This window comes from Micromonospora sp. NPDC002296, from assembly GCF_040296145.1.
Classification (GTDB): domain Bacteria; phylum Actinomycetota; class Actinomycetes; order Mycobacteriales; family Micromonosporaceae; genus Micromonospora.
In genome coordinates this window covers 12,402-32,124 of record NZ_JBEOWQ010000051.1, presented here as the reverse complement: position 1 = coordinate 32,124, position 19,723 = coordinate 12,402, and the positions used below count along the sequence as shown (strand labels likewise).

Below are 19,723 nucleotides of genomic sequence, written 5' to 3'. Positions count from 1 at the left end.
CCCCAACCAGCCCGGGTATAAATCATAATTGGCACTGGCTTATCAAGCACCCTGTTGAGTTCTCAAAGAACAACCACACACCATCCGAACACCCCCACCAGGAGGGCCCCGTCCGGGGCATTTCCGTACCCGCACCCGCCGCTCTCGCGCCGGGCACTTTTACTACGTTACCCGCCGATTTCCGCTGTGTCAAACCGGTGTAACCCGATCCGACCCGCTTCCACCCAATTGACGGGCACCACGCATTCGCCGGCTTTCGCCGCCTTGTCCGTGGTTTCCGATAGGCCGGCCGCTGCGGTGACCCGCTAGCTTGCCCGGTTCCCTACCGGCGATGAACCATACCCGGTCGGTCTCGCCTCGCCAAATCCGCCCTGCGGCAGATCCGGGGCCCCGCCCGGCCCGGGCTCCGAGGAGTACCACCCTCGCCGCCCGAAGCTCATTCCCGCGCTCCGGCCTAGCGAGCTTCCGCCCGTTTCGTCCGTTCCGCGCTGGCAGAGAGAAAGTTACGCCCCCGGCCGATTGCTCGTCAAATCAGCCGGGGGCGTCCCACGTCACACTTTCGACGTACCTGGCTTGACGAGCAGCTCGACGCCGGCGAAGGACTTCTTGCCGCGGCGCAGCACCAGGTACCGGCCGTGCAGCAGGCCCTCGGTCGCCACCGTCGCGTCGACCTCGGTGATCCGGTTGTTGTTGACGTACGCGCCGCCCTCGGCGATCACCCGCCGGGCCTCCTTCATGCTCGACACCAGGCCCGACTCCTTGAGCAGGCCGGCGACGTCGGGCAGCTCGGTGAGGTGGACGAGCCCGGCCTCGGTCAGCGCCGCCCGCAGCGTCTCCGGGGTCAGCTCGTCCAGCGACCCCCGGCCGAACAGCGCCTGGCTCGCGGCGACCGCCTGGGCCATCTCCCGCTCGCCGTGCACCAGGGTGGTCAGCTCCTCGGCGAGGGCCCGCTGGGCGAGCCGGGCCGCCGGCCGCTCCGCCGTCTCCTTCTCCAGCTGCTCGATCTCCTCGCGGGGGCGGAAGCTGAAGTAGCGCAGGTAGCGGACCACGTCCCGGTCGTCGGCGTTGAGCCAGAACTGGTAGAACGCGTACGGGCTGGTCAGCTCGGGGTCGAGCCAGACGGCGCCGCCCTCGGTCTTGCCGAACTTCGTGCCGTCGGCCTTGGTCACCAGCGGGGTGACGAACGCCTGCACCGGCCCCGCCCCCCGGCGCCGGACGTAGTCCACGCCGGCGGTGATGTTGCCCCACTGGTCGGAGCCGCCGAACTGGAGCTGGCAGCCGTGCCGGCGGTGCAGCTCGTAGAAGTCGTTGGCCTGGAGCAGTTGGTAGCTGAACTCGGTGAAGCTGATGCCGCTCTCCAGCCGGGCCTTGACCACCTCCCGGGCCAGCATCTTGTTCACCGGGAAGTGCTTGCCGACGTCGCGGAGGAACTCGACCACCGACATCTCGGCGGTCCAGTCCAGGTTGTTGACCAGCTGCGCCGCGTTGTCCCCGGTGTACGACACGAAGGGCGAGAGTTGGTCGCGAATCCGGCCCACCCAGCCGGCGACCACCTCGGGCGAGTTCAACGTCCGCTCGGCGTTCTCCTTGGGGTCGCCGATCTGGCCGGTGGCCCCGCCGACGAGCAGCAGCGGCCGGTGCCCGGCGAGCTGGAGCCGGCGGGCCGTGGCGACCTGCATGAGGTGGCCGACGTGCAGGCTCGCCGCCGTCGGGTCGAAGCCCACATAGAAGGTGGCCTCCCCCCCGTCGAGCAGCGTGCGCAGCTCGTCGGGGCCGGTCGAGTCCTGGATGAGGCCTCGCCACTGCAGGTCTTCGGTCAGGGGGTCCCGTCGGGTCGACGGGGGGCTGCTGTCGGTCACGGTCACCGATTCTCCCCCATCCCCGGGGTCGATCCGTACCGGGTTTGTCGCTGATCACGGTTGGCTAGGCTGGCCCCCTTGCGTACCCGAGGAGGAGCCGTCGTGGAGATGCCCGAACCGACCGGGGGATTCGTGGCCCTGCTCGGCATGGAGTTCGACGAGGTGAGCGCGGACCGGGTGGTCATCCGGTGGCGGGTCCGCCCCGAGTTGCTCCAGCCCTACGGCGTCCAGCACGGCGGGGTGTACTGCGCGGTCGTGGAGACGGCGGCGAGCGTCGGTGGCGCGCTGTGGCTGGGCGAGCAGGGCCGGGTGGTCGGGGTGTCGAACCAGACGGACTTCCTCCGGGCGGTGCGCGACGGCGAGCTGACGGCCGTCGGCACGCCGGTGCACCGGGGCCGCAGCCAGCAGCTCTGGCAGGTGGAGATCTCCGACGGCGCCGGGCGGTTGGTCTCCCGGGGGCAGGTCCGGTTGCAGAACCTGACCGCGGACTGAGCCACCGCCGGATGCCCGGTTCGGGGCATGAGGGGCGGTACGCCCGGTTATCGTCGCGGCGATGGCATCCGCTGACCCGTACCCGAGGTGAAGAAACTCCTCGCCGCCGCGCTCGGCGTGCTCTCCGCCGTCGGTGGGTTCGTGGACATCGGCGACCTGGTGGCGGCTAGCCAGGCGGGGGCGCGTTTCGGCATGGCGCACGCCTGGGTGCTGCTGCTCGGGGTGGTCGGCATCTGCGCGTACGCGGAGATGGCCGGACGGATCGCGGCGGTCAGCGGTCGGGCGGTGTTCGACCTGGTCCGGGAGCGGCTGGGACCCCGGGTGGCGCTGCTCAACCTGGTGGCCTCCTACCTGGTGACCGTGCTGACCCTCGCCGCCGAGCTGGGCGGCGTGGCGCTGGCCCTGCAACTGGCCTCCGGGGTGAGCTACCTGATCTGGGTGCCGGTCGCCGCCCTGGCCGTCTGGCTGGTGCTGTGGCGGATGCGGTTCCAGCTGATGGAGCGGGTGTTCGGGCTGGCCGGGCTGACCCTGGTGGTGTTCGCGGTGGCGCTGTTCTGGTTGCCCACCGACTGGGCGGCGCTCGGCCGGGGAGCGCTGCACGGCGGGGCGGCGGGGCACGGCTGGGGTGCGTACTGGTTCGTGGCGGTGGCCCTGTTCGCCTCGACGGTCAGCCCGTACGAGGTGTTCTTCTTCTCCTCCGGCGGGGTGGAGGAGAACTGGGGCGGAGCGGACCTGGCCGACGCCCGGACCAGCGTGCTGATCGGCTTCCCGGTCGGCGGGTTCCTCGCCCTGTCGCTGATCGCTACAGCGGCGGTGGTGTACCACCCGGGCGGGGCGTCGCTGGACTCCCTCGACCAGGTGGCGCAGCCGGTGGTGCTCGCGTTCGGGGGTGTGGGGCTGGCGGTGGCGGTGCTGGCGTTCTTCGCGGTGACCTTCGGCGCCGCGCTGGAGACCGGGCTGAGCGCCGCGTACGCCGCCGCGCAGTACTTCGGCTGGCAGTGGGGCAAGCGGGTGAGCCCGCGGGAGGCGGCCCGGTTCCACAGCGTGCTGCTGGTCAGCGTGCTGCTCGGGGTGCTGGTGCTGCTGACCACGGTCGACCCGGTGACGCTGACCGAGTACATGTTGATCATCAGTGCGGTGGCGCTGCCGCTGACGTACCTGCCGATCCTGATCGTCGCGAACGACCGGACGTACCTGGGCGACCGGGTGAACGGGCCGGTGCTGAACCTGCTGGGGGCGGTGTTCCTGCTGCTCATCGTCGCCGCGTCGGTGGCGGCGATCCCGCTGGCGGTGGCGACGGGGATGGGCCGGTGAGGATGCAGGTCAGCCGGCAGTTGCTCGACCGGCAGATCGTCGACCGGGACGGGCGGCTGGTCGGCAAGGTCGATGACGTGGAGTTCGGGGTCGACACCGACGGGGTGCCGTACGTGGCCGCCCTGCTGAGCGGGCAGGGGGCGCTCGCACAGCGGATCGGCGGCCGGGTCGGGCGGCTCCTCCTCGCGGTGGCGGACCGGTTGGTCGACTATCCGCCGGTGACGCCGCTGCGCGTCCCGTACCCGCTGGTGGAGCGGGTGGACAGCGCGGTTCGGCTGCGGGTCGGCCTCGACGAGCTGCCCGGCTCCCCGATGGAGGAGTGGCTGCGGCGGCACCTCATCGACCGGATCCCGGGATCGAACCGTGCGAGCGGGTGAGCTGCTCGGCCGGACCGCGTACGACCTGCGCGGGCGGCGGTTGGGCCGGGTGGTGGACGTGGTGGTGCGCGGGGACGGCCCGGACGGTCGGCTGCGGCTGACCGACGTGGTCGTCGCGAGGCACTGGTACAGCCGGATGGTCGGCCGGTTGATCGGCCCCGAGCGGCACCCGTCGGGGCCGTGGCTGATCCGCTGGGTGGCCCGGCTGCTCAGCCGGAACAGCCAGCAGGTGCCGACCGACACGATCCGGTTGGTCCCGCCGGTGCCCGGCTTCCCGTTCGGGGAGCCGGGCTGAGCCGCGGAGGTGCCGGCCGGGCCGGCGGCCGGGGCATCCCGTCAGCCGCGGGCCGGGTCGAGGGCGGGTTCGGCGTCCGGGGTCTCCTCGGCGTCCGGCTCCGCCGGCGCGGCGGCCCGACGCAGCCGTACCGCGGTGATGGCCCGGTGGTCGATGTCGGCGACCTCCAGCTCCCAGCCGTCGCTGGTGACGTCCTCGCCGGCGACGGTGGGGATGTGCCCCAGCAGGGTGAGCACCAGTCCGGCGACCGTGGTGTAGTCGCCGGCCGGTCGGCCGGGCAGGTCGACGCCGATGTCGGGCAGGTCGTGCACCGGGAAGGTGCCGGGCAGCAGCATCGCGCCGTCGGCCTCGGTGCGTACCCCGTGCACGTCCCGGTCGGTCTCGTCGTAGATCTCGCCGACGATCTCCTCCAGGATGTCCTCCAGGGTGACGATCCCGTCGGCCGCGCCGCGCTCGTCGACGACCAGGGCGATGTGCTGGCGTTCGGCCTTGAACTGGCGCAACGCGTCGACCACCGGCAGCGAGTCGGGCAGCAGCATGGGCGGTCGGGCGCACTCGTCGATGGGACGGTCGTCGGGCACGCCGACCAGGTCGCGCAGGTGGATGACGCCGACCGCGTCGTCGAGGCCGCCGTGGCGCACCACCGGCGCACGGGAGTGCCCGGTGGCGGCCAGCACCAGCCGCGCGGCCTCCGCGGTGGTCCCGCTGTCGAGCGTGAAGACCTGCAACCGGGGTACGAGCACCGCGCGCAGCCGCCGGTCGGCGATCTCCACCGCGCCGGCGATGATGGTCCGCTGCTCCTTGGTGAAGCCGTGGTTGCCGGCGACGATGTCGCGCAGCTCGTCGGGGCCGATCTCGTCCGGCTCGTGCTTCGGGTTGAACCCGACGAGGCGGACCACCAGGTCGCTGGTGGTGCCGAGCGCCCAGACGGCCGGCCGGGTGAGGGTGGCCAGCAGGTCCAGCGGGCGGGCCACCAGCAGTGCCCAGCGCTCGGCGGCCTGCATGGCGATCCGCTTGGGTGCCAGCTCGCCGAAGACCAGGGTGACGAAGGTCAGGACCAGGGTGACCGCCACGATGGCGATGGTGTCGGCGGCGCTGCCGAACACCCCGAGCAGCGGCACCAGTGGCTTGGCCAGGGAGACGGCCGCGGCGGCCGAGGCCATGAAGCCGGCCAGGGTGATGCCGATCTGGATCGTGGCGAGGAAGCGGTTGGGGTCCTTGGCGAGGCGGGCCAGCACCCGCCCGGCCCGGCTCGTGCGCTCCAACCGCTGGATCTGACTGTCCCGCAGCGAGACCAGCGCCATTTCACTGCCGGCGAAGATCGCGTTGAGGACGACCAGGACTCCGACCAGGGCCAGTTGGCTCCAGTAGCTCTGCACGCCCGGTTCTCTCCCTCACGAGGACGACCCGGTCGGGTAGGACCGGCGGCGCCGCCCGAGGACCCGGCCGGCGTAGGGCTCTCTGTGCCCCGTGCGCGGGTCCGCGAACCCTGCCCCCCGCGACCGGTTGGGCGGTCCGGGCCGAGCGGCTGATCAGCGCTCCGCGAGCGACGGATCAGACCCGGTCGGCGACGGGCGGGGCGGGCAGATCGAGCACGTAGGAGCCGCCCACGGGGCGGAAGCCGAGCCGGGCGTAGTAGGGGGCGACCATGCCGGGCGGGCTGACCACCCGGTGGAATCCCCGGTCCGTGAAGAGGCTGCTGCGCCGGTAGACGAACTCACCGGGAGTGAAGTCGCGGAACCGCTGGGTGACGTAGTCCAGGTCGACCTGGGCGACGTCGTCGCCCTCGGCGTGCGACAGCACCACCCCGACCACCTCGTCGGCCCGGACCACCAGGAACGCCGAGCGCCGGGCGGCGTGCCCGCCCCAGCGGAAGCCGGGGTTGAACCGGGCGATGTCGACGGCGTGCACCCGCAGGGTGTGGGCCAGGAACTGGTCGTCGACCCCCACCTCCACCACCTCGTACGTCTGCTCGTCGTGCCGGGTGGCCAGCATCTTCCGCAGGTACCAGACGTTGATCACGGCGAGCACCACGTTGAGCCCGACCATCGGCCAGACGGCGAGGGCGGCGTTGTAGCCGATCAGCACGAGGCAGCCGACGAGGTTGAGCGCGCGCAGCCGGAGGACCCGCGCCTGCAGCAGCGACCAGACCAGCAGCGCGGAGCCGATCCAGCCGATCAAGTCCAGCCAGTTCACCCCGCGAGACTAGTGGCAACCGGCTCGGCCCGCCTGCTGGCCGCCGCCCGATCTGCCGCGCCCCGGGTCAGCCGACGAGTTCCAGGACCCATTCCTCGACCTCGGCGCCGCGACCGTTGGCGTACCCCCGGTCCTCGCCGCGGACGACGAAGCCGCACTTGCGCAGCACGGCGAGGGAGGCGGCGTTGTCCTTGGCGGCGCGGGCGTGCACCGGTCGCTGCGGCAGCTCGGCCAGCAGCGCGGCGAGGGCCCGGGTGGCGTACCCGCGACCCCAGCGGGCCCGGTCGATCCAGTAGCTGACCTCGGTCTGCTCCTCGACGGGGAAGGCGGCCACGTGGCCCACGACCGCGTCGTCGACGGTGACGGTGCGGGTGACGATGGCCGGGTCGGCGCGGATGCGCCGCCAGTGCGCGCCGAACGCCGCCCGGTCCGCCGGGTCGGCGGGGCCGAAGGCGGCCACCCGGTTGGCCTCCGGGTCCTGCTCGAAGGCGAAGAGGTGGGGCAGGTCGTCGTCGCGCACCGGGCGCAGGCGCAGGTCCTCGGCGGTCACCGGGGCAGGGTACCGGCCGTCGGGACGGGCCGGGACCTACGGCGCGGGTACCGCCCCGTCCGGCCCTGTCGACGTCCGGTCAAGGGCGAGGGGTGGGGGTCGAAGGTCCTGGGGGTGGGTGGCCGGGGGCCCTGCCTGCGGCGGTGCGGATGGGTGAGGCTGGTGGTGCAAGCGGAGAGACGACCTGGGAGGTCCCCGATGCGCGCGAGTGTCGGCACCGCATTCGACGGCCGCACCACCGACCCGGAGGGACAGGCCATGACCGGCACCGAGCACGTCCGGGCCCCGTGGCGGGGCTTCGTCGACGGGGCGTGGCGCACCACGGTCGACGTCGCGGACTTCGTCCGCCGCAACCACGAGCCGTACCTCGGGGACGCCGCGTTCCTCACCGGCCCCACCGACCGGACCCTGGCGGTCTGGGGGCGGCTGACGGAGATGTTCGTCGAGGAGCGCCGCCGGGGGGTGTACGACGTCGATGCGACCACCCCGTCCACGATCACCGCCCACGCCCCCGGGTACGTCGACCGGGACCGCGAGCTGATCGTCGGGTTGCAGACCGACGCGCCGCTGCGCCGGGCGATCATGCCGAACGGCGGACTGCGCATGGTGGAGACCGCGCTGAAGGCGTACGGCTTCGACCCGGACCCGACGGTGCACCGGATCTACACCGGCTACCGCAGAACGCACAACGACGCGGTCTTCGACGCGTACCCGGCCGACGTGCTGGCCGCGCGGCGCTCGCACGTCATCACCGGGCTGCCCGACGCGTACGGGCGGGGCCGGATCATCGGCGACTACCGGCGGGTCGCCCTCTACGGGGTGGACCGCCTGGTCACGCAGCGGCGGGAGTTGAAGGCGGCCCTGGACGACCGGCCGTCGACCGACGAGGTGATCCGGGACCGGGAGGAGCTGGCCGAGCAGATCCGCGCCCTGGGCGAGCTGAAGGAGATGGCCGCCGCCTACGGGCACGACATCTCCGGCCCGGCGGCGACCGGCCGGGAGGCGATCCAGTGGTTGTACTTCGCCTACCTGGCCGCCACGAAGGAGCAGAACGGCGCGGCGATGTCGCTGGGGCGCACCGCGACCTTCGTGGACGTCTACCTGCGGCGGGACCTGGCCGAGGGGCGGCTGACCGAGCAGGACGCGCAGGAGTTGGTCGACGACTTCGTGATCAAGCTGCGGATCGTCCGGTTCCTGCGCACCCCCGAGTACGACCAGCTCTTCTCCGGCGACCCGACCTGGGTCACCGAGTCCCTGGGCGGGATGGGCGCCGACGGCCGGACGCTGGTGACCCGGACCAGCTTCCGCTACCTCCAGACCCTGTACAACCTCGGCCCGGCGCCGGAGCCGAACCTGACCGTGCTGTGGTCACCGCGGCTGCCCGACGGGTTCAAGAGGTTCTGCACCCAGGTGTCGCTGGACACCAGCGCCATCCAGTACGAGAACGACGAGCTGATCCGGCCCGCGTACGACGACGACACCGCGATCGCCTGCTGCGTGTCGGCGATGCGGGTGGGTCGGGACATGCAGTTCTTCGGCGCGCGGGTCAACCTCGCCAAGGCGCTGCTGTACGCGGTCAACGGAGGTCGGGACGAGCTGACCGGCGCGCAGGTCGCCCCGGCGGCCCCGCCCGTGGGCGGTGAGGTGCTCGACTACGACGAGGTGCTCGCCGCGTACGACCGGACGCTGGACTGGCTGGCCGAGACGTACGTGGACGCGCTGAACGTCATCCACCACATGCACGACCGGTACGCGTACGAGCGGCTGGAGATGGCGCTGCACGACCACCCGGTGCACCGGTTCATGGCCACCGGTGTCGCCGGCCTGTCGGTGGCGGTGGACAGCCTCGCCGCGATCCGGTACGGAAAGGTGAAGGTACTGCGCGACGCCACCGGGCTGGCCGTCGACTACGCCGTCGAGGGCGAGCCGCCGACGTACGGCAACAACGACGACCGGGCCGACGACATCGCGGTGTGGCTGGTGGAGGCGTTCGCGGAGAAGCTGCGCCGGCAGCGCACCTACCGGGACGCCGAGCTGACCATGTCGGTGCTCACGATCACCTCCAACGTGGTGTACGGCCGACACACCGGCAACACCCCGGACGGGCGGCGGGCCGGCGAGCCGTTCGCGCCCGGCGCGAACCCGACGAACGGCCGGGACACCCACGGCCTGGTCGCGGCCGCGCTGTCGGTGGCGAAGCTGCCGTACGACGCCGCCCGCGACGGCATCTCGCTGACCGGCACGGTCACCCCGGACGGGCTGGGACGCACCCGGGACGAGCGGATCGGCAACCTCGCCGGGGTGCTCGACGGGTACACCGACGCGGGCGGGTTCCACCTCAACGTCAACGTGCTGGACCGGGACACCCTGCTCGATGCGATGTCCCACCCGGAGCGCTACCCGCAGCTCACGGTGCGGGTGTCCGGGTACGCGGTGAATTTCGTCCGACTCACGCCCGAGCAGCAGCGCGACGTGGTGTCCCGCACCTTCCACGGGTCGCTGTGACCGCCGGGGCCCCGGTCGGCCGGCCGGGCGCGTCCCCGGCCCCGCCGACCGGGGCCGGGGGCGAGGCCACCCGGGAGCTGACGGGAGCCGTCCACTCCTGGGACCTGTCGGTCGGGGTGGACGGCCCCGGCACCCGGTTCGTGGCGTTCCTGGCCGGCTGCCCGCTGCGCTGCCGGTACTGCCACAGCCCGGACACCTGGTACCGGCGCAGCGGCAGGCACCGCACCGTGGACGAGCTGATGGCGGAGATCGAACGCTACCGGCGCTTCATCGGCGTGGCCGGCGGCGGGGTGACGCTCAGCGGCGGCGAGCCGCTGCTGCAACCGCGGTTCACCGGCGAGGTGCTGCGCCGCTGTCACGCCCTGGGCCTGCACACGGCGCTGGACACCTCCGGATTCCTCGGTGCCCGCGCGGACGACGCCCTGCTCGACGCCACCGATCTGGTGCTGCTCGACGTCAAGTCGCGGGACCCGGCGACGTACCGGCGGGTGACCCGGACCGGGGAGGTCGGCCCGACCCTGCGGTTCGGCCGCCGGCTTGCGGAGCGGGGCACCCCCATCTGGATCCGGTTCGTGCTGGTGCCCGGCCTCACCGACGCCCCGGACAACGTGGCCGGAATCGCCGACTTCGCCGCCGAGCTGCCCAGCCTGCAACGGGTGGAGGTGCTGCCGTTCCACCGGCTCGGCGCGCACAAGTACGCGGAGCTGGGGCTGGCCTTCCCGCTGGCGGACACCGCACCGCCCGCCGCGGAGCTGCTGGACCGGGTACGTGGGCAGTTCGCCGCCCGGGGCCTGACCGTGTACTGAGCCGGACGCGACGCCGTGGCAGGATCACGGACATGAACGGATCAGGGATGTTCCTCCGGCACCGGGTCCGGGTGTCGCCGGCGCAGGCCACGGGTGCCCTCGCGGTCGGGGCGCGGGCGATGGGCGCGGCTGCGACCGGTTCGCTCGCCCTCGCGGTGCTGGCCGGCGGGGCCGTCGCCGTGGCCGCCGTCGCGATCGGCCGGCTGGCGATCCGCCGGGCGGTCATCGGGCAGCTGCGCATCGGCCGGCTGGAGGTCGACGAGCTGCTCGTGCACCGGCGCGTCGACGGCCCTCCCGCCCGGGGGTCCGCCCACGACGGGTGACGGACAGCCCTCCGGGAGCTGCCGTCCTTCGCCCTGCTCGCGGGACGGGTCGGTCAGGCCGTCGGGGGCAGGGCCGCGGGGTAGCCGTACAGGTCCAGCAGGCGTACCCGGGACGCCTGGAGACGGTCCACCACCACGCTCATGAACCGGGCGGTGAGCTGCCGGCCGAACGCGTCGTCGGACTCCATCAGCCGGCGCACCCCGACGGCGGTGAACTCGACGGCGGTGCTGCGCCGCACGGCCACCGCCCCGAACTGCCAGTGGTACGGCGGGAAGAGCCAGGACCAGCCGAGCACCCCGCCCGGGCCGATCGTCTCGATCCCCACGTCGCCGCGGCCGGGCACCGGAAAGTCCAGGGCCACCTCCCCGCCCCGGACCAGCCAGAACCGCTCGGCGGGCTGACCGGCGCGGAACAGCCGGTGGCCGGGGTGCCAGACGACGGGTCGGGCGTACCCGGTCAGCCGGGTCAGCCAGGGCTCGGGGACGTCGGCCAGGAACGGGTGGTCGCGGAGCATGTCGAGCGGGGTCATGGCGCCTCTTCTCGCCTCGGCGCGGGGCCCGGCGCGCGTCACCCGGGAACCCCGCAACGGTGGACAGCTTCGACCTCCTGTCGATGGTCCCACCCCCATCCGAACCCCTCGTGCGCCGTCGACGGCAGGGCCGTTGGTCCCGGACCGCCCGGGCGCAACGCCCCTGCCGCCGACGGCTCGCGCGGACGACGGTGGAGGGATGGCGTGCCCGGTGACGCGTCGCGGGGGCAACAGGGGGCCGGCGGTGGCGGGACCGGTCGGACGGGAGCGGACGGATGCACACTGACACCAGGACCCGGCCGGGCGGGTTGGGCGAACCGGACGGGCTGGGCGAGCCGTGCGGGCTGGGTTCGGCCGAGGCCGCCGCCCGGCTGCGCGCCGACGGCCCGAACAGCGTCGCACCGCCGGCCCGACGGCACCTGGCCGCCCGCGTCCTGCACCAGCTCACCGACCCGCTGGTGGCCCTGCTGTTGGCCGCGGCCGTGGTCACCGCCGCGCTCGGCGACTGGCCGGACACCGCGGTCATCGCCCTGGTCGTGCTGGTGAACACCGCGATCGGCGTGGTGCAGGAGATCCGCGCGGACCGGGCGATCGCCGCGCTGGACCAGCTCGCCGCCCCGACCGCCCGGGTGGTCCGCGACGGCCAGGACCTGGTCGTGCCGGCCGCCGGGGTGGTCCGCGACGACCTGGTACGCGTCGAGGCCGGCGACGTCGTCCCGGCGGACCTGCGGCTGGTCGAGGCGAGCCGGTTGCGCCTGGACGAGTCGGCGCTGACCGGCGAGTCGGTGCCGGTCGGCCGGGACGCCGGCGACGAGGTGTCCGCCGGCACGGTGGTGACCGTCGGCCGGGCGGTGGGCACGGTGGTCCGTACCGGGACGGCGAGCGCGCTGGGCCGGATCAGCGCCCTGGTCTCCGCCACCCGACCCGGAGCCACCCCGTTGCAGCGTCGGCTCGCCGGCCTGGGCCGGATGCTCGGGTTGGTCGCGGTGGCGCTGTCCGGGCTCGTGTTCGGCATCGGTGTCCTCGGCGGGCGGCCGGTGGTGGACATGGCGGTCACCGCCGTCAGCCTCGTCGTCGCGGCGGTGCCGGAGTCGCTGCCGGCCGTGGTGACCCTGGCCCTGGCGCTCGGGGCCCGTCGGATGGCCACGGTGCGGGCCATCCCCCGGCGACTGCACGCCGTGGAGACGCTGGGCTCGGTGACCGTGATCGCGTCCGACAAGACGGGCACCCTGACCGAGGGCCGGATGGCGGTGCAGCGGGCGGTGACCGTCGACGGGTCCGCGTACGACGTCGCCGGCACGGGCTACGAGCCGCGCGGGACGGTGCGACGCGACGGCGCCGCGGTGGCCGTACCGGACGGGCTGCGCCGCCTGGCGCGGGCCGGGCTGCTCTGCAACGACGCCGCGCTCTCCCCACCGACGGACGAGCGGTCGGGCTGGGATGCGGTGGGCGACCCGCTGGAGGCGGCGTTGGTGGCCTTCGCCGCCCGGTGCGGACTGGACCCGGCGACCACCCGGGCCGCCTGGCCACGGGTCGCCGAGCACCCGTTCGACCAGGCGAACCGCCGGATGACCACGGTTCACCGATCGTGCGACGGCCGCTGGCTGGTGGTGTGCAAGGGGGCTCCGGAGAACGTCCTCACCGCGCCGCTGCTCGACGCGGACGACGCGGAGGTCGCCGCGCTGACCGCCCGGGCGCACGAGCTGGCCGGCGCGGGGCTGCGGGTGCTCGCGGTCGCGACGGCGCTGGTGGAGACCCTGCCCGACCCGGCCGCGCCGACCGGGCTGCGCCCCGCCGGGTTGGTCGCTGTCGGCGATCCGCTGCGGGCCGGCGCCGCCGACCTCGCGGCGAGCTTCGACGCGGCCGGCGTCCGGTTGCTGTTGGTCACCGGGGACCATCCCGCGACGGCCGCCGCGATCGGCGGTCAGCTCGGGCTCTGGCGCGACGGTGACCCGCTGGTCCGGGGAGACGAGGGCGAGCTGGCCGACGCGCACCCGGCGGCCCGGGTGTACGCGCGCACCCAGCCGGAGCAGAAGCTCGACATCATCGCCGGCTTGCAGTCCCGGGGGCACGTGGTGGCGATGACCGGCGACGGGGTCAACGATGCCCCGGCGCTGCGCCGCGCCGACATCGGGGTGGCGATGGGCGGGGGCACGGAGGTGGCCCGGCAGGCCGCCGACCTGGTGCTGGTCGACGACGAGCTGTCCACCGTGGCCGCCGCGATCGGCGAGGGCCGGCGCATCTACGACAACATCCGCCGGTTCCTGCGCTACGCCCTCTCCGGCGGGGTCGCCGAGATCGCGGTGATGCTGCTCGGCCCGCTGTTCGGGCTGCCCGTGCCGCTGCTTCCGGCGCAGATCCTCTGGATCAACCTGCTCACCCACGGGGTGCCGGGCGTGGCGCTCGGGGCGGAGCCGGCCGAGCCGGGGACGCTGCGCCGCGCGCCGCGCTCGCCGCAGGAGTCGGTGCTGGGCGCCGGCCTGGGCCGGGACGTCCTGGTCACCGGCGGTCTGATCGCGGCCGTGGTGCTCGGCGCCGGGGTGGCCGCCGCCCGGTGGGACCGCCCCTGGCAGTCGGTGGTGTTCGTGGTCCTGGGCCTGGCGCAGCTCGGGGTGGCGCTGGCGGTCCGGGCGCCCAGGCCGGCAGGCGTGCGGGCTGGCAATCCGGCGCTGTTGGTCGCGGTGGCCGGCTCGGCGTTGCTCCAGGTCGGCGGGGTGCTGGTCGGGCCGCTGCGGACGCTGCTCGGCACCGACCCGCTCGGGGCGGCCGAGCTGGCGGCGTGCGCGGCGGTCGCCGTACTGCCGGGGCTGGCGCTGCGCCTGCTGCGCCCGCGCCTCGGCGGCGCGCACACCGGACCGGACCTCACCTCGGCGGAGCCCAGCGAGGATCCCGGCCCCGCCGCCCCGGCTCCCCGCGGTGCCGTTGGCGGCGACGGTGGCGTCAGTGGTTCGGGACCAACGGCCCGGGGTACGGGCCCGGTGGCCCTGACCGGCGAGCCCACGCCGGAGCAGGCTGGAACCGGACGAAGGAGGATGCAATGACCAGCAGGTCCGGTGCCCCGGTCGTGGTGGGTGTGGACGGTTCCGCCTCGGCCCTGGACGCGGTCCGGGCGGCGACCCGGGAGGCGACGGCGCGCAACCGCCCGCTGAGGGTGGTGCACGCCTTCGCCTGGCCGCTGATCGCCACCCCGCTCGGGCCGGTGCCCGGCGGCTCGTCCGAGGCAGGGCTCCGCGACGTCGCGGAGCAGGTCGTCGACGAGGCGGTCGCCGAGGCGAGGAAGATCTCCGCCGAGGTGGACGTGACCGGCGAACTCGTCGACGGCTCCCCCATCCCGGTGCTGCTGCGGGAGTCCCGCGACGCGGCGCTGCTGGTGCTCGGTTCCCGCGGCCTCGGCGGCTTCGCCGAGCTGCTGGTCGGCTCGGCTGCGGTCCAGGTGTCGGCGCGGGCCGGCTGCCCGGTGCTCGTGGTGCGCGGCGAGTCCCGTGCCGACGGACCGGTGGTGGTGGGCGTCGACGGCTCGGCGCTGTCCACCGAGGCCGTCGGCTTCGCCTTCGAGGAGGCGGCGCTGCGGGGCACCGGCCTGGTGGCGGTGCACACCTGGCTCTACCCCGCGCCGGTCGGCCCCGGCGACATCTCGCCCGTGGCGTACGACCTCGACGCGCTGGTCGAGGAGGAGGAGCGGGTGCTCGCCGAGGCGGTCGCCGGTGGGTCGGAGCGGTACCCGCAGGTGCCGGTGCGGCAACGCCTGGTCCGGGGCGCGCCGGCCCCGGTGCTGGTCGAGGAGTCCGAGTCCGCCCAGCTGACCGTGGTCGGCGGGCACGGTCGGGGGGCGTGGGGCGGGTTGCTCCTCGGCTCGGTCAGCCACGCCGTGCTGCACCACGCCCGCTCCCCACTGGCGATCGTGCGGCACCGCCCGGACGCCGATCACGGCTGACCCCGCGTCTTGCCCGTGTCGTGCCCGCGTCGGCCGCTCCCCCGCCCGACGCGGGCACGACGGGCGTCCGGATGGAGACATCGGGCGGGCCCGGCGCCGGCACGACGGGTGTCCTGGTGACGGCACCGAGCGGGGTACGGCACCTGCCGGGGCGGCCTCCGGCCTCCTTCCGGCGAACGTACCCGGCGGCGTGTCCGGGCAAATGCCGGTGATCGGCGGCGGAACCGTCGACAATGGCCTCTGATCGACCCCGGGAGACCTGATGAACCGACCTGTCGTGGTAGGCGTGGACGGATCGCCGCCGAGCCTGGTCGCCGCCGAGCACGCGGCGCGGGAGGCCGCGTGGCGGTCCCGGTCCCTGCTGCTGGTGCACGGCTACCTGCACCCGCTCGGCTACGGCGTGCCGATCAACCCGTACGACCTCGGGGTGCCCGCGCCGACCGACGAGTCCCGGCGGATGCTCGACCGGATGGCGTCCGAGCTGCGCGGGCGCTGGCCCGGCGTGGACGTCGAAGTGCGCCAGGTGGCCGGCGGCCCCGCGGCGAGCCTGGTCGAGGAGTCCCGCCGGGCGGAACTGGTGGTGGTCGGCAGCCGAGGGCTGGGCGGCTTCGCCGGCCTGCTGGTCGGCTCGGTCAGCGCCCAGGTGGCCGGGCACGGGCACTGCCCGGTGCTGGTCGTCCGCCCCGAGGAGCAGCCGATCCCGATCGACGGCCCGGTGGTCGCCGGGGTGGACGGGTCGGAGCCGGGGCGGCTCGCCGTCGCCCTCGCCGCCGCCGAGGCGGCCCACCGGGGCACCGGCCTGGTGCTCGCGCACGTCGCGACGGCCGACGACGCCCGCCCGGTGCCCGACGGGCTCGCGGAGTCGGGGGCGGCGGTCCGGGCCGACTCGACGGACCTGCTCGCCGGGGCCGCCGCAGAGGTGGAGGCGGCGCACCCGGGCCTGACCGTCGAGCGGCGGCCGCTACGGGCGGCCAAGCCCGAGCAGGCGCTGATCGAGGCCAGCGGGGAAGCGACCCTGGTGGTGGTCGGCTCCCGGGGACGCGGGGGCTTCGCCGGGCTGCTGCTCGGATCGGTCAGCCAGGCGCTGGTGCAGCACGCGCACTGCCCGGTGCTGGTCGCCCACCCGTACCCGACCGACGTCGGCTGAGTGGCCGGGCGGCCATCCCGGCCCCGGCCCTGACCGGTGCCGGCCCGTCGGCCCCGGTCACGTCGGCCGGGGACCGACGCGGCCGGCGGGGTGGGGTTACGGGCCGGGGCCGGTCAGGGCCGGTCGCGGCCGGCGAGCAGCTCGTCGAAGCTGGTGGTGAGCGCGAACGGGTCGGGCGGGGCGGCGGTGGGCCGCCGCCGTACCTGGTCGGCCAGCTCCCCGCCCGCGCGGACGATGCGGGCACGCAGGACGCCCTCGGCGGTCCCACCGGACCAGTCCTCCGGCGCGGCGAAGACCGCCGTGGGCACGACCACCGCCCGCAGGTACACGAACATCGGCCGGAGGGCGTGCTCCAGGACCAGGGAGTGCCGGGCCGTGCCGGCGGTGGCGGCGATCAGCACCGGCCGGTCCACCAGCGATCCGGAGTCGAGCACGTCGAAGAACGACTTGAACAGCCCGTTGTACGACCCGTTGAAGATCGGCGTGACCGCGACGACGCCGTCGGCCCCGGCGACCGCATCGAGGGCCTGCCGCAACTCCGGCGACGGGAAGCCGGTGAGCAGGTTGTTCACCACGTCGTGGGCGTGGTCGCGCAGATCGACCGGGCGCAGCTCGACCTCGACGCCCGCCCGGGCCAGCCCGTCGCGGGTGGCTGCGGCGAGCTGGTCGGCGAGCAGCCGGGTGGACGAGGGCCGGGAGAGCCCGGCGGACACCACGGCCAGGGTTCGACGGCTCATCGGCCGGCCTCCGTCCCCGCACCGGCGGCGGCCGACTCGGTGGCGGCCGACTCCGTGGCCCGGGCGGCGACGAGCGAAGCGTGGGTGGGCGCCTCGGGCACGTGCGCGGGGCGCAGCGCGTCGAACTCCCGACGCAGCACCGGCACCACCTCCTCGCCGAGGAGGTCGAGCTGCTCCAGCACGGTCTTCAGCGGCAGGCCCGCGTGGTCGATCAGGAAGAGCTGCCGCTGGTAGTCGCCGACGTAGTCGCGGAATCCCAGGGTGCGGTCGATCACCTGCTGCGGGCTGCCCACGGTCAGCGGGGTCTGCTCGGTGAACTCCTCCAGCGACGGGCCGTGACCGTAGACGGGGGCGTTGTCGAAGTACGGACGGAACTCCCGCACCGCGTCCTGCGAGTTGCGCCGCATGAACACCTGGCCGCCGAGGCCGACGATCGCCTGGTCGGGCGAGCCGTGCCCGTAGTGGGCGAAGCGCTCCCGGTAGAGCCCGACCATCCGCTGGGTGTGCTCCTTGGGCCAGAAGATGTGGTTGGCGAAGTAGCCGTCGCCGTAGTACGCGGCCTGCTCCGCGATCTCCGGGCTGCGGATCGAGCCGTGCCAGACGAACGGCGGCACCCCGTCGAGCGGGCGCGGCGTGGCGGTGAAGGACTGCAACGGGGTACGGAACTTGCCGGACCAGTCGACGACGTCCTCGCGCCACAGCCGGCGCAGCAGGTCGTAGTTCTCGATGGTCAACGGGATGCCGGCGCGGATGTCCTTGCCGAACCACGGGTAGACCGGGCCGGTGTTGCCCCGGCCGAGCATCAGGTCGACCCGGCCGTCGGCGAGGTGCTGGAGCATCGCGTAGTCCTCGGCGATCTTCACCGGGTCGTTGGTGGTGATCAGCGTGGTCGCGGTGGAGAGCAGCAGCCGCTCGGTGCGGGCCGCGATCCAGCCCAGCATGGTGGTGGGCGACGACGGCACGAACGGCGGGTTGTGGTGCTCGCCGGTGGCGAAGACGTCGAGGCCGACCTCCTCCACCTTGCGGGCGATCGTCACCATCGCCTTGATCCGCTCGTGCTCCGACGGCTCCCGCCCGCTGGTCGGGTCGACGGTGACGTCTCCGACGCTGAAGATCCCGAACTGCATGGTCCACTCCTCGCTGACTACCGGGGCCGTCTGGCGACCCTCGGACGCAGCGCACAACCTATTTGACGAGTCAACTATTCCGTCGGGCGGGCCCCGCCGGGCGGGCCGCAGTCAGCCGCCGGCCACCGAGGGAAGCACCCGCACCTCGGCACCGGGGCGGACCGGCGCGGCCAGGCCGCCGGCGTGCCGGCAGTCCTCCCCGTCGACGTAGACGTTGACGTACCGGCGCAGGTCACCGCGCTCGTCGCGGATCCGGCGGGACAGCCGGGGCCAGCCGTCGGCCAGCTCGTCGAGGACGTCCCGCAGCGTGCCGTGGGCCCGGACGGTGAGCCGCGCCGCGCCGCCGACCTCGCCGCGCAGCGGGCCGGGCACCAGGACGGTGACCACTCAGACCTCCGCGGCCCGGACGCAGAGCACGTCGGGCAGGTGGGCGGCGACCAGGGACCAGGAGTCGCCCTCGTCGCGGCTGGCGTAGACCTCGCCGGAGCGGGTGCCGAAGTAGACCCCGGCCGGGTCGGCGTCGTCGGCGCACATCGCGTCGCGCAGCACCGCCGGGTAGAACGGGCCGTCGGGCAGGCCGGCGGAGAGCGGCTCCCACGTCCCGCCGGCGTCGGCGGAACGGTAGACCCGGCAGCGGTGGTCCACCGGGAAGCGCTGCGAGTCGGCGACGAGGGGGAACGACCAGATCATGCCGGGGCGGGTGGGATGGGCCACCATCGGGAAGCCGAAGTCGCTGGGCAGGCCGGCGGCGATCGAGGCCCAGGTGCGCCCCGCGTCGTCGGAGCGGTAGACCCCATGGTGGTTCTGGGCGTAGAGCCGCTCGGGGTCGCCGGCGTCCCGGGCGACCTTGTGGACGCACTGGCCGAACTCGGGCCACTCGTCGGGCAGGTAGCGGGCGTGGATGCCGGTGTTGCCCGGGGCCCAGCTCACCCCCGCGTCGTCGGACCGGTAGACCCCGCCGGTCGACATGGCCACCACGAGCCGGGCCGGGTCGCGCGGGTGCGGCAGGACGCTGTGCACCGCCTGCCCGCCGAAACCCGCGCCCCACTGCGTGCGGTGGGGATGGTCCCAGAGCCCGCGGACCAGCTCGAAGGTGCGGCCGCCGTCGGCGGAGCGAAACAGCGCCGACGGCTCGGTGCCGGCCCAGACCACGTCCGGCTCCGCCGGCCCGCCGGGGGTGATCTGCCAGACCCGACCGAGACTCGCCGCGGTGTCGGCCGGGAAGGCGACCGGGGCGTGCTCGGGCTCCTGCCAGGACGACCCCAGGTCGTCGCTGGTCGCCAGGCTGGGCCCGAAGTGCGAGCTGGACGTGCCGGCGAGCAGGCGGGGAACGGCGCGCCGCTTGTCCACCGCCACCGCGTAGACGCCGGTCATCGGGAAGTGCGGGCCACCGATCTGCCAACTTCGACGGCCGTCGGTGCTGGTGGCGAGGAAGAGCCCCTTGCCGGTGCCGATCGCGAGCAGGGTCGTCATGGGCGTTTCCTCCGGTCAGCCGGGGCAGATGGCGTGATTATGGCCACGGGGCCCGACA

The 19,723-nt window shown here is 74.2% G+C and carries 19 protein-coding genes; 10 read left to right on the top strand and 9 right to left on the bottom strand.

Annotated elements, in window-relative coordinates:
- Positions 1 to 551: 551 nt before the first annotated feature.
- Positions 552 to 1,859: a tyrosine--tRNA ligase gene (gene tyrS, locus ABT023_RS25675; RefSeq protein WP_350888953.1), complete on the bottom strand. Its 1,308-nt coding sequence runs from the start codon at positions 1,857 to 1,859 to the stop codon at positions 552 to 554.
- Positions 1,860 to 1,967: 108 nt separating this feature from the next.
- Between tyrS and ABT023_RS25670 the strand changes: the two genes are divergently transcribed.
- The 4 genes from ABT023_RS25670 (at position 1,968) to ABT023_RS25655 (ending at position 4,337) form a co-directional block, all read left to right on the top strand.
- Positions 1,968 to 2,351, top strand: a complete 384-nt coding sequence (locus ABT023_RS25670) for a PaaI family thioesterase (RefSeq protein ID WP_502890761.1) — start codon at positions 1,968 to 1,970, stop codon at positions 2,349 to 2,351.
- Positions 2,352 to 2,438: 87 nt separating this feature from the next.
- Positions 2,439 to 3,665: an NRAMP family divalent metal transporter gene (locus ABT023_RS25665; protein WP_350888946.1), complete on the top strand. Its 1,227-nt coding sequence runs from the start codon at positions 2,439 to 2,441 to the stop codon at positions 3,663 to 3,665.
- A 2-nt stretch (positions 3,666 to 3,667) separates the two neighbouring features.
- Positions 3,668 to 4,042, top strand: coding sequence for a hypothetical protein (locus ABT023_RS25660; RefSeq protein WP_350888952.1), 375 nt, complete (start codon positions 3,668 to 3,670; stop codon positions 4,040 to 4,042).
- Positions 4,029 to 4,337, top strand: coding sequence for a PRC-barrel domain containing protein (locus ABT023_RS25655; protein WP_350888945.1), 309 nt, complete (start codon positions 4,029 to 4,031; stop codon positions 4,335 to 4,337). Before ABT023_RS25660 ends, ABT023_RS25655 begins: the two co-directional genes overlap by 14 nt.
- A 41-nt stretch (positions 4,338 to 4,378) precedes the next feature.
- On the opposite strand, the gene ABT023_RS25650 is transcribed toward ABT023_RS25655, so the two are convergent.
- The 3 genes from ABT023_RS25650 to ABT023_RS25640 form a co-directional block, all read right to left on the bottom strand.
- Positions 4,379 to 5,716 carry a hemolysin family protein gene (locus ABT023_RS25650; protein WP_350888944.1) on the bottom strand — a complete coding sequence of 446 codons (1,338 nt, stop codon included), beginning with the start codon at positions 5,714 to 5,716 and terminating at the stop codon, positions 4,379 to 4,381.
- Between the two features lie 175 nt (positions 5,717 to 5,891).
- Positions 5,892 to 6,533 carry a hypothetical protein gene (locus tag ABT023_RS25645; protein WP_350888943.1) on the bottom strand — a complete coding sequence of 214 codons (642 nt, stop codon included), beginning with the start codon at positions 6,531 to 6,533 and terminating at the stop codon, positions 5,892 to 5,894.
- Positions 6,534 to 6,600: 67 nt separating this feature from the next.
- Positions 6,601 to 7,083, bottom strand: coding sequence for a GNAT family N-acetyltransferase (locus ABT023_RS25640; protein ID WP_350888942.1), 483 nt, complete (start codon positions 7,081 to 7,083; stop codon positions 6,601 to 6,603).
- Positions 7,084 to 7,341: 258 nt separating this feature from the next.
- Between ABT023_RS25640 and pflB the strand changes: the two genes are divergently transcribed.
- The 3 genes from pflB to ABT023_RS25625 are packed head-to-tail and all read left to right on the top strand — an operon-like array spanning position 7,342 to position 10,717.
- Positions 7,342 to 9,588, top strand: coding sequence for a formate C-acetyltransferase (gene pflB, locus ABT023_RS25635; protein WP_350888951.1), 2,247 nt, complete (start codon positions 7,342 to 7,344; stop codon positions 9,586 to 9,588).
- On the top strand, positions 9,585 to 10,394 hold the full coding sequence (pflA, locus tag ABT023_RS25630) for a pyruvate formate-lyase-activating protein (protein WP_502890760.1): 810 nt from the start codon (positions 9,585 to 9,587) through the stop codon (positions 10,392 to 10,394). Before pflB ends, pflA begins: the two co-directional genes overlap by 4 nt.
- 32 nt (positions 10,395 to 10,426) lie before the next feature.
- Positions 10,427 to 10,717 carry a hypothetical protein gene (locus ABT023_RS25625; RefSeq protein ID WP_350888941.1) on the top strand — a complete coding sequence of 97 codons (291 nt, stop codon included), beginning with the start codon at positions 10,427 to 10,429 and terminating at the stop codon, positions 10,715 to 10,717.
- 53 nt (positions 10,718 to 10,770) lie between these two features.
- Here ABT023_RS25625 and ABT023_RS25620 read toward each other — a convergent pair whose 3' ends face one another.
- Entirely contained in the window at positions 10,771 to 11,247 is a 477-nt protein-coding gene (locus ABT023_RS25620) for a cyclic nucleotide-binding domain-containing protein (protein WP_350888940.1), read from the bottom strand.
- Between the two features lie 275 nt (positions 11,248 to 11,522).
- On the opposite strand from ABT023_RS25620, the gene ABT023_RS25615 reads away from it, so the two are divergent.
- The 3 genes from ABT023_RS25615 to ABT023_RS25605 all read left to right on the top strand — a co-directional run bounded on the left by ABT023_RS25615 (position 11,523) and on the right by ABT023_RS25605 (position 16,328).
- Positions 11,523 to 14,288, top strand: coding sequence for a cation-translocating P-type ATPase (locus tag ABT023_RS25615; RefSeq protein ID WP_350888939.1), 2,766 nt, complete (start codon positions 11,523 to 11,525; stop codon positions 14,286 to 14,288).
- Complete coding sequence (locus ABT023_RS25610) at positions 14,285 to 15,181, top strand: universal stress protein (protein ID WP_350888938.1); 897 nt, start codon at positions 14,285 to 14,287, stop codon at positions 15,179 to 15,181. Before ABT023_RS25615 ends, ABT023_RS25610 begins: the two co-directional genes overlap by 4 nt.
- Before the next feature lie 262 nt (positions 15,182 to 15,443).
- Positions 15,444 to 16,328 carry a universal stress protein gene (locus tag ABT023_RS25605; protein ID WP_350888937.1) on the top strand — a complete coding sequence of 295 codons (885 nt, stop codon included), beginning with the start codon at positions 15,444 to 15,446 and terminating at the stop codon, positions 16,326 to 16,328.
- A 113-nt stretch (positions 16,329 to 16,441) separates the two neighbouring features.
- Here the strand turns inward: ABT023_RS25605 and ABT023_RS25600 are convergent, their stop codons facing one another.
- The 4 genes from ABT023_RS25600 to ABT023_RS25585 all read right to left on the bottom strand — a co-directional run bounded on the left by ABT023_RS25600 (position 16,442) and on the right by ABT023_RS25585 (position 19,665).
- Complete coding sequence (locus ABT023_RS25600) at positions 16,442 to 17,065, bottom strand: FMN reductase (protein WP_350888936.1); 624 nt, start codon at positions 17,063 to 17,065, stop codon at positions 16,442 to 16,444.
- Positions 17,062 to 18,192 (bottom strand): LLM class flavin-dependent oxidoreductase, encoded by a 1,131-nt coding sequence (locus tag ABT023_RS25595; RefSeq protein WP_350888935.1) that lies wholly within the window; start codon positions 18,190 to 18,192, stop codon positions 17,062 to 17,064. Before ABT023_RS25595 ends, ABT023_RS25600 begins: the two co-directional genes overlap by 4 nt.
- A 111-nt stretch (positions 18,193 to 18,303) precedes the next feature.
- Positions 18,304 to 18,579, bottom strand: coding sequence for a ubiquitin-like small modifier protein 1 (locus ABT023_RS25590; protein WP_350888934.1), 276 nt, complete (start codon positions 18,577 to 18,579; stop codon positions 18,304 to 18,306).
- The gene (locus tag ABT023_RS25585; protein WP_350888933.1) at positions 18,580 to 19,665 is read right to left on the bottom strand and encodes a WD40/YVTN/BNR-like repeat-containing protein; all 1,086 of its coding nucleotides are present in this window, start codon (positions 19,663 to 19,665) and stop codon (positions 18,580 to 18,582) included.
- Between the last annotated feature and the right edge of the window lie 58 nt (positions 19,666 to 19,723).